Source organism: Conservatibacter flavescens (genome assembly GCF_002795425.1).
Taxonomy (GTDB): Bacteria; Pseudomonadota; Gammaproteobacteria; order Enterobacterales; family Pasteurellaceae; genus Conservatibacter; species Conservatibacter flavescens.
In genome coordinates this window covers 129,960-146,133 of the sequence record NZ_PHHA01000020.1, presented here as the reverse complement: position 1 = coordinate 146,133, position 16,174 = coordinate 129,960, and the positions used below count along the sequence as shown (strand labels likewise).

The following is a 16,174-nucleotide window of genomic DNA, read 5'->3' as shown; positions in this document are numbered from 1 at the left end:
GTATCGTCGCCTGGGAAATCATATTGAGAAAGAAGCTCACGTACTTCCATTTCAACTAATTCTAATAACTCTTCGTCATCTACCATGTCGCATTTGTTTAAGAATACGATGATGTATGGTACACCTACTTGGCGACCTAATAAGATGTGCTCACGTGTTTGTGGCATAGGACCGTCAGTTGCCGCTACTACTAAGATCGCGCCGTCCATTTGTGCTGCACCAGTGATCATGTTTTTAACATAGTCCGCGTGTCCTGGACAGTCAACGTGTGCATAGTGACGAGTTTCTGTATCATACTCAACGTGTGAAGTATTAATGGTAATACCACGTGCTTTTTCTTCTGGTGCGTTATCGATTTGGTCGAATGCGCGCGCTGCACCACCGTAGTGTTTCGCTAATACAGTTGTAATCGCTGCGGTTAAAGTTGTTTTACCATGGTCAACGTGGCCGATTGTACCCACGTTTACGTGCGGTTTTGTACGTTCAAATTTTTCTTTAGACATTGAGAATTCCTCTAAACAAACATGGTTACAAACGTGGTTTTCTTGCCACACTAACCTAGAAAATTTAATATTTGGCTAAACTGAAGAGAGAGAAATGAAGAGATAAGTGGTGCTGATAGGCAGAATCGAACTGCCGACCTCATCCTTACCAAGGATGCGCTCTACCGACTGAGCTATATCAGCGCTTTGGAGCGGGCAGCGGGAATCGAACCCGCATCATTAGCTTGGAAGGCTAAGGTAATAGCCATTATACGATGCCCGCGTTCTTAATTCATCTGTCCCATCAGAATCAAAAATGGTGGAGGGAGAAGGATTCGAACCTTCGAAGGCTGAGCCGGCAGATTTACAGTCTGCTCCCTTTGGCCGCTCGGGAATCCCTCCACGCTAATCTACTTGTTTACGCTTAATGGTGCCGACTACCGGAATCGAACTGGTGACCTACTGATTACAAGTCAGTTGCTCTACCTACTGAGCTAAGTCGGCGTCGTAAGCAAGTGAGGCGTATTATAGGGAAATTTTTATGGCTGACAAGCCTTTTTTGATAAAAAAACATTTTTTTTTATCATTCGGCTAATAATCAGACAGAATTTGCATATTTTTCCATAATTTCGTCATTTTTTATCCTCATGCTTAAAAAATTATTGTATAGTTGACCGCACTTTCTTTGGGATATTTAAAGAACTATTATCGTGTCAATTAAAAACACTACTTCAAATTTAAATAAAATCAGCCCTTTTCTCTGCTTTGACCGCGATCAATGGAGCGAATTGCGTAAATCTGTCCCTTTAAAACTGACTGAGCAAGACCTAAAACCGCTATTGAGTTTTAATGAAGAGCTCTCACTTGATGAAGTCAGCACGATTTATCTCCCCTTAGCGCGTTTATTAAATTACTATATTGATGAAAATCTACGCCGTCAGACTGTATTACATCGGTTTCTTGGGGTACAAAAGCCGAAAGTTCCTTACATTATTAGTATTGCTGGCAGTGTTGCAGTGGGGAAAAGCACATCTGCCCGTATCCTACAATCTTTATTGGCGCAATGGCCACATACCAGAAAAGTCGATCTGATTACAACAGACGGCTTTTTATATCCATTAGCCACCTTAAAAGAACGTAATATTTTACACAAGAAAGGCTTCCCTATTTCTTATGACACCCCTCAACTGATTCAATTCATGGCAGATTTGAAATCAGGCAAGCCACAACTACAAGTGCCTATTTATTCTCATTTAACCTATGACATTCTTCCCAATCAGTTTAATATTATTGATCAGCCCGATATTTTTATTTTAGAAGGCTTGAATGTACTACAAACAGGCAATAATCACCCGAATCAAATTTTTGTCTCTGATTTCGTCGATTTTTCTATTTATGTCGATGCAGAAGAACCATTATTAAAAGAATGGTATATTCGTCGTTTTCTTAAATTTCGCAAAGGTGCATTTACTGATCCAAACTCCTACTTCAAACATTATGCAGAACTGTCTGAACAAGAAGCGATTGAAACAGCGAGTCATATTTGGGATAGCATTAATGGTTTGAATCTACATGAAAATATTTTACCAACTCGTGAACGTGCGAATTTGATTTTAACGAAAGGTAAAGATCATTCTGTGGAACAAGTGAAATTAAGAAAATAATTTTGAAAACAGACCGCACTTTTACATTATCCGGGCATATGGTTCACCCGGATAACGTGGGTCTTCTTAATGAAAATATACAGTGACTTCCATAAAAAATTTAAGCAAGACATTGTTTATCAAGTCAATAAAAAAGGCCCCTACCATTGGAACAATTAAAAACGCCTTATGTGATGGACCAAAATGAGAGGTTACAGCCTGCATATTCGCTACAGCCGTTGGCGTTGCGCCCAAACCAAATCCACAATGTCCCGCACTTAACACAACCGCATCATAATCCTTCCCCATTACCCGATAAGTCACAATAATGGCATAACCTACCATTAAGAGTACCTGGATAATTAAAATAGCAAAGATAGGCAATGCAAGACCTGCTAGCTCCCATAATTTTAAGGACATTAAAGCAATGGCGAGAAATAAAGATAACCCAACATTTCCAAGTATATCAATCGCTTCATCTGCAACCTTAAATTTAAAAATATGAGCAAGCACATTACGGATAAGCGTTCCAACAAATAAACACCAAACAAACGCAGGTAGCTGTAACACGGTGCCTTTAACAACTTCCGAAATATATTGACCCACAAATAAACAAATTGACATCATTGTAATCGTTTCAATGATCGAGCGTGTGTTGACTTTACGGCGATATTTTGGACGTTCAAACGCTTCTTCTACATCATTAGTGTCTTCATCAGCTTCTGTTACTTCTTCTTTTTTCATACGTTTTAGTAAGAAACTCGCAACAGGTCCCCCAATGATTCCACCAAAAACTAAGCCAAATGTGGCACACGCCATCGCCAATTCTAATGCCCCAGAAATACCAAAACGGTGTGTTAAGGTGTCAGCCCACGCAACACCGGTACCATGTCCACCCGTTAGTGTTACCGAACCCGCAATCAACCCATAAGCCGGATCGAGACCTAAGGCCATAGCCGAGAAAATGCCCACCGTATTTTGTAAGAAAATCAGTCCAAATGAGACACATAAAAAGAGAAGTAACGGCTTTCCTCCTTTAGCAAGACGAGCAAAATTAGCACTTAACCCGATAGAGCTAAAAAATACAAGCATCATATTGTATTGCAAATCCGTATCAAAACTAAAAGACACATTCCATAGCTGATGAGTGACTGTCAACGCAATTGCAACAATAAATCCCCCAACAACCGGCTCTGGGATATTATAATGGGATAAAAAATGAACACGCTTAACCAAAAAATAACCCAACAATAACACTAAACAAGCCAGCGCTATCGTTTCATAAGTATCAAATGTCATAAAAAAATATCCTATTATTTAAAAATTAAAAAACGGCTGTTCTCACAGCCGCATTACATATATAAATATATCATAAATATCATGAACGTAGGATAATTTTACACTTGTAGCCAAAAAGTAACCGGACCATCATTTTGCAATGACACCTGCATATCCGCAGCAAACTGTCCAGTCGCGGTGTCAATTTTCTCCCTGCATTTTTCCACAAAATAATCATATAATGTTAGTGCTAATGAAGGTGCTGCACCATTTGAAAAACTTGGTCGCAGCCCTTTTTGTGTATCAGCCGCAAGTGTGAATTGCGATACCACTAGAACTTGCCCTTGAATTTGTTGTACATTCAAATTCATCTTGCCCAACTCGTCACTAAATATACGATAGTGAAGCACCTTTTCCACTAATCGTTCTGCTTTGTTATGGTCATCGTCTTTTTCTACACCTAACAATACAAGTAAACCCTGCGAAATTTCACCGACGACTTCTTGTGCAACCTCCACTTTCGCCTGTTTTACACGTTGAATCAGCGCAATCATGCGTTCTCCTTCTCAAGATTTTGCTCCTGATTACTTTCAATTTCTTCTAATAATTCTTCTGAATCACCCGCATAAATCGCACGTAAATCCTGCAAAACCGCTGTCAATTGCGCGCCTAATAACACAAAAGTCCAGCTCAATTGAATCCAAAGTAACATGATCGGTAATGTTGCCATAGCACCGTAAATTAATTGATAAGACGGGAAAGTAGTAATATACCAACCAAATGCTTGTTTACCCAATGTAAAAAATACTGCCGCCACTAGCGCACCAATTGCAGCATGCTTAACACTCACTTTCGTATTTGGCACCATCGTATAAATCAGGGTAAACGAAAGCCAAGTTAACAAAAAAGGCACCAGACCCAAGATTTTCAATCCAAACGGTAGATCCAAATTATTTTCAAACATACCGAGAGAACTTACATAAGTACTCACGGCAATGCTAGCACCTATTAACAACGGACCAATGGTGAGAATAGTCCAATACATAGCAAAAGAGAATACCAATGAGCGCGGTTTACTATTTTGCCAAATACCATTTAGGGTTTCATCAATAGAACGAATCAACATTAATGCCACCACAACCAATCCAATGACCCCCACAGCACTCATCTGTTTAGAATTACTCACAAACTGATCGATGTAATTCCCCACGACATCACTCGCTGAGGGGGCAAAGTTTGTAAAAATAAATGTTTTTAATGAGTCCGTCACTTCTTCAAAGACAGGAAACGCTGAAAAAATAGCGAAGATCACCATAATTAATGGCACAATAGCCAGCATCGTGCTATAAGTTAAATAGCCTGCCGCCTGAGTTAATTTATTTTGACTGAAGCGATACCAAAAAACTTTTAAAAACAACACAAATCGCGATAAAGGCGTATTCATAAAATTCCTCAATGTTCTCTTTTTTATATGCTTATGCGGTTTATAAAAACGCGCCACAACAATGTTTAAATTTTTTACCAGACCCACATATACACGGTTTTTTCAATGTGGGTAGTGGCAAAGTATGATCTAAAAAATACCATTTTTCTGCACATTTCACAAACAAGGAGGTTTCATGGTGTACATCTTCAATGCCATCTTGTATAAAAAATGCTTTAAATTCAATATTCTCATGAACCGTTGAACGCACGCGTTGATCCACAATAACCAATTGTTGCCATTGCACACTTTCAGCCCAAGTTCGAATAGCTTGTTGCGCTAAAAATGGCTGCTGCGCGGGTAATGTCGTTTCCACAATATAAGGAATATTTTGCAATACATAGGCACAATAACGCGAACGCATTAGCTGTTCTGCTGTTTGCGCACTCCTTTGATGCTGATGGAACACCCCGCAACATTGCTCATATTCTAATCCTGATTGGCAGGGACAAAGTTCGGTAGGTAAAAGTGCGGTGGATTTTGCAAAAGTTTCTTTGTTCATAAATCCAAGATTTCTTTAACGAAAGGTATAGTTAAATCACGTTTGGCTTGGAGCGAAGCTTTGTCTAATTGCGATAACGCACCAAACAAAGTCGCCATATCCCGATCCAAACGCTTTAATAAAAAAGTCGCGGTTTCTATCGGTAAAACGATCCCACGTTGCACAGCATTCTGTTGTAACACCACGAGTTTTTGTTCTTCTGTCAGGGGCTGAAGCTGATAAGTTTCCCCCCAAGTTAATCGAGAAGCCAAATCGGGTAAGCGAATCGGTAAGGTGATTGGTGATTGCTCCGCGCTCATCACCAATAATGTATTATTGGTTTCCTTAATGCGATTAATTAAATCAAATAACGCAATTTCCCATTCTTCTTTGCCTATCACTGCGTGCAGATTATCTAGGCACACCGCCTCTTGTTGTTCCAAATTATCCAACACCGCAGGAGAAAAAGCAGAAAATTTATCTAATGGCACATAAATTGCCGCTCGCTCCTGAGCGACAAAATAAGCAGAAATCCCTTTGAGTAAATGGGTTTTGCCACTACCGGCCATTCCCCAAAGATAAAAAAAAGGTTGATGAAGATGGTGAAAATTCGAGCGAAGGGAATTAAGCAATAACAAATTGTTATCGGCATAAAAATTATCTAACGTTTCATCATCTAACTGATGAATCGGCAAAGGTAATTGCGCTTCTCTCAAAAGTTCACCTTATCATTATTGCTCTACTGCTGTGTCGTTTTTAGCTTTTGGCAAAATAAGATTCAACAAAATCGCCACCACCGCACACAAACTAATTCCTTTGAGTGAAACTTCACCAAAATTCACAAACATTCCACCAATACCAAAGGTCATGACCACTGAAATAATACATAAATTACGCGCTTCAGTCACATCGACTTTAGCTCGAATTAAAGTACTCATTCCCACGACAGCAATGGAACCAAATACCAACATCATAATCCCGCCCATCACAATAGTCGGAATCGTAGATAAAAACGCCCCTACTTTACCACAAAAAGAAATCGCAATTGCCCATACAGCGGCCCATGTCATAATATTCGGATTGAAATTACGCGTTAACATGACCGCGCCGGTCACTTCTGCATAAGTTGTATTTGGTGGGCCACCTAAAAATGAAGCTGCAGAAGTTGCAACGCCATCGCCTAATAATGTCCGATGTAATCCTGGTTTTTTTAAGAAATCTTTTCCTGTTACGGAACTAATTGCCATAATACCACCGACATGTTCTACCGCAGGCGCAATAGCTATGGGCAACAAATACAAAATCGCTTCTAATTTAAATTCGGGTGTCGTCAACGTCGGCACACTAAACCACGCAGCAGCCAGAACCGGCTCAAAATTAATCAAGCCCATACATAAGCATAAGATATAACCCGCAGTAATTCCAAACATGATCGGAATCAGTTTAAACATGCCTTTACCAAATACGGCCGTTACTAAAGTCACCACTAAAGTCACTAATGACACTAAAATTGCATCTTCATAACTATACGCGCTACCTTTGCCCGTCGCCATATCCACTGCTACAGGCGCAAGCCCCATACCAATAATGATAATCACAGGCCCGACTACCACTGGAGGAAAGATACGTTCTAATGCGCCAGCACCTCGTAGTTTCACTAACACACTTAAGGCGAAATAGACCAGTCCAGTAAAGACTAAACCACCCATAGTCGTCGCGATGCCCCATGTCTGTACACCATACTGAATCGGCGCAATAAATGCAAAAGAAGAGGCTAAGAAAATCGGTACTTGTCGTCCGGTACAAAGTTGAAATAACAAGGTTCCCACCCCCGCAGTTAATAACGCGGTGTTTGCATCAAGCCCTGTAATCAGCGGCACTAAGACCAATGCACCAAAGGCGACAAATAACATTTGTAAGCCGACAAAGGCTTGTTTAGGTTGACCTTGAACGGTCGGAGTTTCATGTTGCATAAAGTTTCATCTCTCTGTCTGAATTAACTTTGATGAGATCCAAAATTTGCGATGAAGTTGGAAAACTTTTCCCAAAATCACCGCACTTTCAGGATTATTTCGTACCAAAAATCTTATCGCCTGCATCGCCTAAGCCAGGAATAATATACCCTTGCTCATTAAGGTGTTTATCAATAGAAGCCGTATAAAGTTCAATATCTGGATGGGCTTTTTCTAGCGCTGCAATACCTTCAGGGGCTGCCACTAAGACCAACACTTTTATATGGCGACAACCTTTTTCTTTTAATAAATCAATGGTAGAAATCATCGATCCGCCCGTTGCCAACATTGGATCAACCACAATAGCTAAACGTTCAGGTAAATCACTTGCTAACTTTTGGAAATAAGGCACTGGTTCAAGGGTTTCTTCATTACGATAAATCCCAACAACGCTAATTCGTGCGCTAGGAATATGTTCCAATACGCCGTCCATCATACCTAAACCTGCACGTAAAATTGGCACAACGGTGACTTTTTTCCCTTTAATACGATCGACTTCAACTTGTCCACACCAACCGTCAATAATTACTTTTTCCGTTTCTAAATCTGCCGTCGCTTCATAAGTCAATAAACTGCCTACTTCCGTTGCAAGTTCACGGAAATGTTTGGTATTAATATCTACTTGACGCATTAAACCTAATTTATGTTTTACTAATGGATGTTTCACTTCCACAATTTTCATTATATGACTCCTCTGCGTTTTTAAAATAAAATCGGTAAATTTTAAATCAGAATGGGGGGAATTGGTAGGGTCTTAGCCGGATTATTCAATAAAGTGCGGTATATTTTGGAAAAATTTTTCAAAAATCCCTCCTGACAGCTATAAATGGGAGAACACCATAAAATTCTTATCGCAAACGATTGCTTAAACTTGTATAATTCAAGCAATATTCTTCATTTTACATAGGTAAAGGAACAAATCGTGAACAAACAGTCATTAAGCTATAAAGACGCCGGTGTAGATATTAATGCGGGTAATGAATTAGTTGAACGCATTAAAAACGATGTTAAACGCACAACTCGCCCAGAAGTTATGGGAGGATTAGGCGGTTTTGGGGCATTGTGTGCCATTCCAAGCAAGTATAAAGAACCGATTTTAGTTTCAGGCACTGATGGAGTAGGTACCAAATTACGTCTTGCTATCGATCTCAATAAACATGACAGCATTGGGATTGATTTAGTTGCCATGTGCGTAAACGATTTGGTGGTCTGTGGGGCTGAACCTCTATTTTTCTTAGATTATTATGCCACCGGAAAATTAGATGTAGATGTTGCTGCGAATGTTATTAAAGGCATTGCAAACGGGTGTGAGCAATCAGGCTGTGCATTAGTTGGCGGAGAAACCGCAGAAATGCCAGGTATGTATCATTCAGGCGATTACGATCTCGCGGGCTTCTGTGTGGGTGTCGTTGAAAAATCGGAAATCATTGATGGTAGTGCCGTTCAAGCAGGTGATACATTAATTGCGCTTGGTTCAAGTGGACCACATTCTAATGGCTACTCTTTAATCCGCAAGGTGATTGATGTGGCGGGTGTTGATCCTAAAACAGAACAATTAGCAGGAAAACCATTAGCAGAACACCTTCTTGCCCCGACTAAAATCTATGTAAAATCTATTCTACAATTAATTAAACATAGCAATGTTCATGCTATTGCCCACTTGACTGGTGGTGGTTTTTGGGAAAATATCCCGCGCGTGCTAAACGACAACGTACGAGTGGTCATTGATGAAAAAAGCTGGGAATGGCCAATTGTATTTAATTGGTTACAAGAAAAAGGTAATATTTCTACCCACGAAATGTACCGCACTTTTAACTGTGGTGTTGGAATGGTGATTGCACTACCACAAAACGAAGCCGAAAATGCGCTTAAGTTATTACAAGAGGCGGGAGAAAACGCATGGATTATCGGTAAAGTTGAACCTATCGTTGAAAACGAAGAACAAGTCATTATCCGCTAATCACTATTTAAGAGGAAAGCCAATGTTTACATGGGATCAATTACTAAATCCGGAACGATTGGGCAGCGATCCCACAAAAAATGATGATGTGGCATTTGACAGTGATTATAAGCGTATAGTCACAAGCCCATCTTTTCGTCGTTTACAAGATAAAACCCAAGTTTTTCCTCTTGAACGCCATGACTTTGTTCACACGCGCCTAACACATTCCATTGAAGTCGCGATGTTGGCGCGTGAACTAGCCAGTAAAATCATTATCAACCCTTACACTCAAAAAATCCCTATACACTATAAAGAGAAAATCTGTCGTGTTTTAGAAAGCGCCAGTTTACTTCATGATATTGGCAATCCGCCTTTTGGACATTTTGGCGAAGACGTCATTCGAAGTTGGTTTAAAACCAACCTGAAATCCTTTCTACAAGACAAACTGCCCGAACAAATTGACATTGACGCGTTTATTGAAAACTATCAATCCGATTTTATGCAGTTTGATGGTAATGCTCAAGCACTCAGAATAATCACTAAATTACATTATTTTTCTGGCGAACCTGGCATGCACCTTACTGCGCCAACGATCAATACCATAATCAAATATACGCGATCCTCCGCAATGCCTGATGCGAAAATCACGAAAAAAATCATCGATAAAAAAATCGGGTATTTCAAAGCTGATGAACAAACTTTTCGTAAGGTGACTTCAATTACCGGCGTTAGCAATGCACGCCACCCTCTCACCTTTATTTTAGAAGCAGCCGATGACATCGCCTATTTAACGGCAGATATTGAAGACGCGTTGAAAAAAGAACTTTTTTCCTTTGATTTTTTTGCAGACAAAATGGCGGCTTACTGCCATGAACATACCGGACTTAAGGAAAATAGATTCTTAGCTGACGTACTAGAAACACAGCTATCAAAAGAGATAAAAAATCAAGAAGAATTAGTAAATCAGTGTTTTTTCGATATTCGTCAAAAACTCATCGCCGCCGCCTCTTATACATTTAATGCGAATTATGACGCCATTATGAAAGGCGAATATAATGCGGATTTATTTAAAGCGAGCTATGCTGAAAAACTACATGCGTTTTTAGGTTCTTTTGCATTACAGCATATTTTCTCCAATAAGCATATTTTAAAATTAGAAATCTCAGGCCATACCATTCTGACATTTTTGCTCAACACGTTTATCGCCGCAGTATTGCCTTACGCTGATTTAAACCAAATTCATAATAAATTAGATAAAAAATTGGTTGCTCTAATTTCAGAAAGCCATAAGCAAATTTATACCTTATTTGCTAAAGATCAGCCCCCTGAATATCAACTTTATCTACGCTTATTAATGGTGACTGACTTTATTTCCGGTATGACTGATAGTTATGCCCATGATCTTTATTTAACTCTCTCAGGATACAATATTTAATGAAAAAAATTGTTGTTTTAATTTCGGGACAAGGTTCAACACTTCAAGCATTAATTGATGCATGTGCTATCGGTCAAATTCCGGCTCAAATTGTCTCGGTTATCAGTAATAAAGCAGATGTATTTGGGCTTGAACGAGCAAAAAGTGCGGGTATTTCTCACCGCGTTTTTTTACGTAAAGCCTTTGATAGTAACCTTGCTATGGATAATGCCATTGGTGACTACATTGATAATCTAGGGGCAGATCTTATTGTATTAGCCGGTTATATGAAAATTCTTACCCCTGAATTTACTCAGCGTTTCGCCGGACGAGTGGTGAATATTCACCCTTCATTATTACCGAAATATCCTGGATTAAATACCTACCAACGAGCAATGGAAGCAGGTGATACCGAGCATGGTACTACCGTACACTTTGTGAACGAAGAAGTAGATGGTGGCGCGATAATTCTACAAGCTAAAGTCCCCATTTTCCCAGAAGATAATATAAGTGATGTCGAGCAGCGTACGCGAGAACAAGAACTCCGTATTTACCCTCTCGTCGTAAAATGGTTTATGGAAGATCGTCTCAAACTCGTCGGAACACAAGCTTATCTTGATGGCCAATTATTACCGCCACAAGGTTATGCTGCCGAAGAATAAAAATTTTTCCAAAAACCACCGCACTTTTCATCGCAAACGTTCTTCTGTATCGTTTTCATGAAATTTGTGGTATTTTTACTGGCAGTGTTAATTCATCGGATAACGACATTATGAATAAAATCATTATTGATGAAAATCAGTTTATGCGTACCATTTCACGCATTTCTCATGAGATTATTGAAAAACATCAAGTGCTTGATGATATTGTTATTGTTGGCATTAAACGTCGAGGCGCTGAAATAGCTGAACTCATTAAACGGAAAATTTTTGAGCTAACCCAAGTAGAAATCCCTTCTCTTGACTTAGATATTACTTTTTATCGAGATGACTTGGAATATGCAGAGCCAGCAAGCCAGACCCCAATTTATAGTGGCGCCTCTCAATATGTCAGCATACAAAATAAAAAAGTCATTCTGATTGATGATGTCCTATTTACCGGGCGCACGATTCGCGCCGCCCTTGATGCACTCATTGATTTTGGTCGAGCAGCAAAAGTCGAACTCGTTATTTTTGTCGATCGTGGACATCGTGAACTGCCGATTCGCGCTGACTACGTAGGCAAAAATGTGCCAACCAGTCGCCATGAAAAAGTGCAAGTTCGCACAACCAAATTTGATGGCTGCTATGAGGTTGCTTTAATTTCAGAATAACGCAAAACTATTGAACCTTTTGCGAGAATAAGACTCTAAAACAAAGTATAAATTAACTCATAATGGAATAACAAAAGAATGAAAATGCATTTTTTAAAATCCACTTTATTTAGCTTACTCGGATTACTGGTATTCACCAACCAAGTTCAAGCTGAAGAACGCGTTGTTGCAACCGTTGATGGCATACCTGTGATGGCTAGCCAAATGAAACGTGCACTCGGAAACAAAGCCAATACAGAAACTAATCGTAAAGCCGCCATTGACGCTGTCATTGATGATATTTTAGTGCAAAAAGCCATTCAAGAATCCGGCGTAAAAATCACTAATGCACATATTGAAGGGGTATTAGAAAATATTGCTGCTCAAAATGGGATTACTTACGGACAACTGCTTGATGCATTAGAATATCAAGGCATCAATATCGCGACATATCGCAAGCAAATTGCGAATCAACTATTAATGCAAGCCGTACAAAGCCAAAATTTTGGTAAAAACATTGATGTCACCCGAGATCAAGTGGAGAGCTTAGGTAAAAAAATGTTTGAACAGGCAAAAGAAAGTGGGAAATTAAAAGAAGTCACCGCAACAGAATATGAAGTTCGTCATATTCTATTGAAACTCAACCCATTATTAAATGATGCTCAAGCAAAGGCGCAGTTGAACCAAATTCGTGCGGATATTCTTGCTAAAAAGAAAACCTTTGCTGAAGCAGCGAAAGAATATTCCAAAGATTATCTTTCCGGTGCAAACGGTGGTAGCTTAGGCTACGCCTTACCTGATGTGTATGTTGGTGCTTTCCAAAACGCCATAAAATCCACTAAAAAAGGCACTATCTCACAACCGTTTAAATCCGAATATGGTTGGCATATTTTAGAAGTCACGGGTACACGTCAAGGCGATGTAACTGAAAACGCCTACCGCCAAAAAGCCTATGAGCAGTTAGTCAATTCTCAATTACAAGAAGAGTCACGTAACTGGGTCAAAGGGCTTAGACGTGGCGCCGATATCCAATACCTTGACTAAAAAATAATGAAGCCTGTCTCTTTAATCAAGACAGGCTTTTTTATAGGTACTCGCTCACATTTATTCGCTATTCATCTTCTAATTCAAGCGGCTCTTGCGATAAAATAATACCGGTCAAGTCAGCATAAATATAGTCTTCTGGAAAGAAAGTGACACCACCAAAATTTACCGGCACATCAACCTCTCCTAGATTTGCGCTATCTGCCCCAACAGGGATCGGAGCTAAAGCATGGATACCGATATCCATTTCTTCTAATTGACTTAACTGACGTACTGCGCCATAAACAATAATACCTTCCCAGCCATTATCGACTGCAAGTTGGGCCATTTCCGCATCAATTAACGCTCGGCGTACCGCGCCACCACCATCAATTAATAATACACGGCCTTCGCCATTCTCCTCTAATACTTCGGCAATTAAACCATTATTCTCAAAACATTTTACTGTGGTAATTTTGCCATAAAATTCAGAAACCCCTCCAAAACTGGAGAAAATAGGCTCCACCACATCAACTTGATCAAGATAAATATCGCATAAATCCGATGTATCAATTCGCATATTTGTTCCTTTTTTATCTCAAAATAAGCAAAACTCAACGATCTCTAGTATAAGCCTGTTTGTTTAGTCAAGCAACAGACCAAAACTAAATAATAAATTAGTTAATAATGCCAAGATAGACATTTGTGCCAACATCGGGCGCAAAGTCAGAGGGTCTTTACTCAAAAAAACAAAACGAGCATGTTTAAATAACAGTGGGAATGCCAATAAAAACAAAAAGTGATACCACATATGCAAAGACACAAAAGCAAATATCAGATAACACAAACATGCTATTCCTATCAATAAACAATGGTATATACGTGCCTTATGCGCGCCTAAACGCACAACTAGCGTATTTTTTCCTACTTTTCTATCTTGTTCAATATCACGCAAATTATTAATGTTTAATACGGCTGTGGCAAGCAAACCACTTCCTATGGCCGGTAAAAAAACCATAGGATAAATATCATGTACTTGTAAATAATATGTCCCCCCTACACCTAGCAATCCAAAAAATATTAATACAGAGACATCACCTAACCCCATATAACCATAAGGTTTTTTCCCCACTGTATAGGTTATCGCTGCGATAATAGCTAAAAGCCCTAACAAGATAAAAGCCAATAAATCAGCGACACTCTCATATGCCAATAAAATCAAAGCGCGGCCGGAAAATAAGCTTGCTAGCGTGACCACAATTAGGCCTACACGCAGCTGAGCAAAACTAATTCCCCCTTTCTGTATGCCTCGCAAAGGTCCTATTCTCTCGGCAGTATCAGATCCTTTTGCGTGGTCACCATAATCATTCGCAAAATTGGATAAAATCTGCAATAACAAAGTTGTTAACAAACATAATAAAGTAATCCCCCAACTAAATTTGCCCGCCCAGTGAGCCAATGCTGCGCCAGTCAAAATCGAGGCTAATGCCAAAGGCAAAGTCTTAGGTCTTGCGGTTTCTAACCACATTTTCACAGTATTTTGTGCCATAAGGTTCCATTAAAAAGAAAAATGCGGAAACAAACCGCACTTTTAGAGTAAAATTAGCGTAGTGCCTATTTTACAAGGTAATACACTAATTTTTAACTACTTCAGATCAAATTTACGGCAAATATGCAAGATTTAACCTTACATCCAGTGGCGATCATTCATACCCCCTACCAAGAAAAGTTTTCTGTACCGCGCCAACCTGATCTCGTACAAGACGGAATGGGAATTGTTGAATTATTGCCCCCTTATAATCAAGCAGAAGCAGTACGAGGATTAGAGCAATTTTCTCACCTTTGGCTTATTTTTCAATTTAATCAGATACCCACAGGCAAATGGCAACCAACTGTACGCCCGCCTCGATTAGGCGGAAATCAACGAGTGGGTGTCTTTGCCTCTCGCGCAACGCATCGCCCCAATCCTATTGGCTTATCTAAAGTAAAATTACACAAAATAGAGTGTACTCAAGGAAAAGTATTATTGCATGTTGGCGCAGTGGATCTCGTTAATGGCACACCTATTTTAGATATTAAACCTTATATTACGTATGCAGACAGCGTTCCCCATGCGGACTGTGGATTTGCCCAAGAAAAACCACATGACTTATTAAAGGTTGAGTTTAGCTTGGAAGCACAAAGTGCGGTCAAAAAAATTGGAAAAAAACAACCGCACTTTCAACGCTTTATCCAAGAAGTCATCCAACAAGATCCAAGACCCGCCTATCAACGAGGTAAATTCTCTGAGCGGATTTATGGAATGAGCTTATACCAATATAATATCCGTTGGCGAATAAAACAAAACACCCAAGATATTGCTGAAGTGTTAGATATTTGCAACACGTCACAGGAAAAGGAATAGGAGTTGGAGAAGAGAGGTTCAATGGTGATCAAGCGATGATATAGGGGAATCCCCCATATCATCACATCTATCTCTTTTTATGCTTGTTGCAAAAATGCCTCATCTAACAATAAATCTTCATTTTTATTAATACCAATCCCTTTTTCGACCACATGACGACAAGCCGCATGAGCATCTTCTAGCGAATGCTCTTTATAAGATCCACATTGATATTCATTTAATTCAGGAATCTTATTTTGCTCTGTCACAGCTAAAGCATCTTTCATTGCGAGTAACCAAGCATCCGCAACACGTTGTTCATCTGGTGTCCCAATCAAGCTCATATAAAACCCAGTGCGGCAACCCATTGGAGAAATATCAATGATCTCCACATCCTCCGCATTTAAGTGATCACGCATAAAACCTGCGAATAAATGTTCCAATGTATGAATTCCACGTGGTGAAATAATTTCTTTATTTGGTTGACAGAAACGCAAATCAAATACAGAAATAATATCGCCTTTAGGTGTCGTCATTGTTTTAGCAATACGCACAGCTGGTGATTTCATAATCGTGTGATCGACTTTAAAGCTATCTAATAATGGCATTTTTTATCCTTCTTGCTAGGTTGAAAATTTTTTAAAAATTTTTTGAACTTTTATTTTTTAAGCCTGTCTTAGTTAATAAGCAACTTGCAGTTGTTTTTATAAATTGGTTCCTTAGGTTATTTTACCGCCCTTTT

General features: G+C 39.4%; 18 protein-coding genes and 4 tRNA genes. 7 read left to right on the top strand and 15 right to left on the bottom strand.

Annotation, left to right across the window (positions count from 1 at the left end):
- The 5 genes from CVP05_RS09200 to CVP05_RS09180 form a co-directional block, all read right to left on the bottom strand.
- Positions 1–503, bottom strand: a 503-nt coding sequence (locus CVP05_RS09200) for a GTP-binding protein (protein WP_100289270.1), incomplete at its 3' end; no start/stop codon positions are given.
- A gap of 107 nt (positions 504–610) precedes the next feature.
- Positions 611–686, bottom strand: a tRNA-Thr gene (locus tag CVP05_RS09195).
- A 4-nt stretch (positions 687–690) separates the two neighbouring features.
- Positions 691–765 (bottom strand) — tRNA-Gly (locus tag CVP05_RS09190).
- 34 nt (positions 766–799) lie between these two features.
- Positions 800–884 (bottom strand) — tRNA-Tyr (locus CVP05_RS09185).
- A 26-nt stretch (positions 885–910) separates the two neighbouring features.
- Positions 911–986 (bottom strand) — tRNA-Thr (locus tag CVP05_RS09180).
- Between the two features lie 212 nt (positions 987–1,198).
- Between CVP05_RS09180 and coaA the strand changes: the two genes are divergently transcribed.
- A complete protein-coding gene (gene coaA, locus CVP05_RS09175) occupies positions 1,199–2,146 on the top strand; it encodes a type I pantothenate kinase (protein ID WP_243389225.1) in 948 nt (315 codons plus the stop codon).
- 66 nt (positions 2,147–2,212) lie between these two features.
- Here the strand turns inward: coaA and gltS are convergent, their stop codons facing one another.
- The 7 genes from gltS to upp form a co-directional block, all read right to left on the bottom strand.
- Positions 2,213–3,424 (bottom strand): sodium/glutamate symporter, encoded by a 1,212-nt coding sequence (gene gltS, locus CVP05_RS09170; RefSeq protein WP_100289268.1) that lies wholly within the window; start codon positions 3,422–3,424, stop codon positions 2,213–2,215.
- Between the two features lie 98 nt (positions 3,425–3,522).
- Positions 3,523–3,957, bottom strand: coding sequence for a D-aminoacyl-tRNA deacylase (gene dtd / locus CVP05_RS09165; protein WP_100289267.1), 435 nt, complete (start codon positions 3,955–3,957; stop codon positions 3,523–3,525).
- Positions 3,954–4,847, bottom strand: coding sequence for a virulence factor BrkB family protein (locus tag CVP05_RS09160; protein WP_100289266.1), 894 nt, complete (start codon positions 4,845–4,847; stop codon positions 3,954–3,956). The genes dtd and CVP05_RS09160 overlap by 4 nt, the downstream gene beginning before the upstream one ends.
- Before the next feature lie 40 nt (positions 4,848–4,887).
- Complete coding sequence (locus CVP05_RS09155) at positions 4,888–5,388, bottom strand: YchJ family protein (protein WP_100289265.1); 501 nt, start codon at positions 5,386–5,388, stop codon at positions 4,888–4,890.
- A complete protein-coding gene (hda, locus tag CVP05_RS09150; RefSeq protein WP_100289264.1) occupies positions 5,385–6,083 on the bottom strand; it encodes a DnaA inactivator Hda in 699 nt (232 codons plus the stop codon). Before hda ends, CVP05_RS09155 begins: the two co-directional genes overlap by 4 nt.
- A 15-nt stretch (positions 6,084–6,098) precedes the next feature.
- On the bottom strand, positions 6,099–7,340 hold the full coding sequence (locus CVP05_RS09145) for a nucleobase:cation symporter-2 family protein (RefSeq protein ID WP_100289263.1): 1,242 nt from the start codon (positions 7,338–7,340) through the stop codon (positions 6,099–6,101).
- 94 nt (positions 7,341–7,434) lie between these two features.
- Positions 7,435–8,061, bottom strand: coding sequence for a uracil phosphoribosyltransferase (upp, locus tag CVP05_RS09140; protein WP_100289262.1), 627 nt, complete (start codon positions 8,059–8,061; stop codon positions 7,435–7,437).
- A 240-nt stretch (positions 8,062–8,301) separates the two neighbouring features.
- On the opposite strand from upp, the gene purM reads away from it, so the two are divergent.
- The 5 genes from purM to CVP05_RS09115 all read left to right on the top strand — a co-directional run bounded on the left by purM (position 8,302) and on the right by CVP05_RS09115 (position 13,070).
- Positions 8,302–9,339, top strand: coding sequence for a phosphoribosylformylglycinamidine cyclo-ligase (gene purM / locus CVP05_RS09135; RefSeq protein WP_100289261.1), 1,038 nt, complete (start codon positions 8,302–8,304; stop codon positions 9,337–9,339).
- 22 nt (positions 9,340–9,361) lie between these two features.
- On the top strand, positions 9,362–10,756 hold the full coding sequence (dgt, locus tag CVP05_RS09130; protein ID WP_100289260.1) for a dGTP triphosphohydrolase: 1,395 nt from the start codon (positions 9,362–9,364) through the stop codon (positions 10,754–10,756).
- Positions 10,756–11,397: a phosphoribosylglycinamide formyltransferase gene (gene purN, locus CVP05_RS09125; RefSeq protein WP_100289259.1), complete on the top strand. Its 642-nt coding sequence runs from the start codon at positions 10,756–10,758 to the stop codon at positions 11,395–11,397. Before dgt ends, purN begins: the two co-directional genes overlap by 1 nt.
- Positions 11,398–11,507: 110 nt before the next feature.
- Positions 11,508–12,047, top strand: coding sequence for a bifunctional pyr operon transcriptional regulator/uracil phosphoribosyltransferase PyrR (pyrR, locus tag CVP05_RS09120; protein WP_100289258.1), 540 nt, complete (start codon positions 11,508–11,510; stop codon positions 12,045–12,047).
- Positions 12,048–12,125: 78 nt separating this feature from the next.
- Positions 12,126–13,070 carry a peptidylprolyl isomerase gene (locus CVP05_RS09115; protein ID WP_100289257.1) on the top strand — a complete coding sequence of 315 codons (945 nt, stop codon included), beginning with the start codon at positions 12,126–12,128 and terminating at the stop codon, positions 13,068–13,070.
- A gap of 67 nt (positions 13,071–13,137) precedes the next feature.
- On the opposite strand, the gene rraA is transcribed toward CVP05_RS09115, so the two are convergent.
- Both rraA and CVP05_RS09105 read right to left on the bottom strand, forming a co-directional pair.
- On the bottom strand, positions 13,138–13,629 hold the full coding sequence (gene rraA, locus CVP05_RS09110; protein ID WP_100289256.1) for a ribonuclease E activity regulator RraA: 492 nt from the start codon (positions 13,627–13,629) through the stop codon (positions 13,138–13,140).
- Positions 13,630–13,692: 63 nt separating this feature from the next.
- Positions 13,693–14,598, bottom strand: coding sequence for a 1,4-dihydroxy-2-naphthoate polyprenyltransferase (locus CVP05_RS09105; protein ID WP_100289255.1), 906 nt, complete (start codon positions 14,596–14,598; stop codon positions 13,693–13,695).
- A 123-nt stretch (positions 14,599–14,721) separates the two neighbouring features.
- Between CVP05_RS09105 and tsaA the strand changes: the two genes are divergently transcribed.
- On the top strand, positions 14,722–15,453 hold the full coding sequence (tsaA, locus tag CVP05_RS09100) for a tRNA (N6-threonylcarbamoyladenosine(37)-N6)-methyltransferase TrmO (RefSeq protein WP_100289254.1): 732 nt from the start codon (positions 14,722–14,724) through the stop codon (positions 15,451–15,453).
- A 77-nt stretch (positions 15,454–15,530) separates the two neighbouring features.
- Here tsaA and luxS read toward each other — a convergent pair whose 3' ends face one another.
- Positions 15,531–16,040, bottom strand: coding sequence for an S-ribosylhomocysteine lyase (gene luxS / locus CVP05_RS09095; protein ID WP_100289253.1), 510 nt, complete (start codon positions 16,038–16,040; stop codon positions 15,531–15,533).
- Positions 16,041–16,174: the final 134 nt, after the last annotated feature.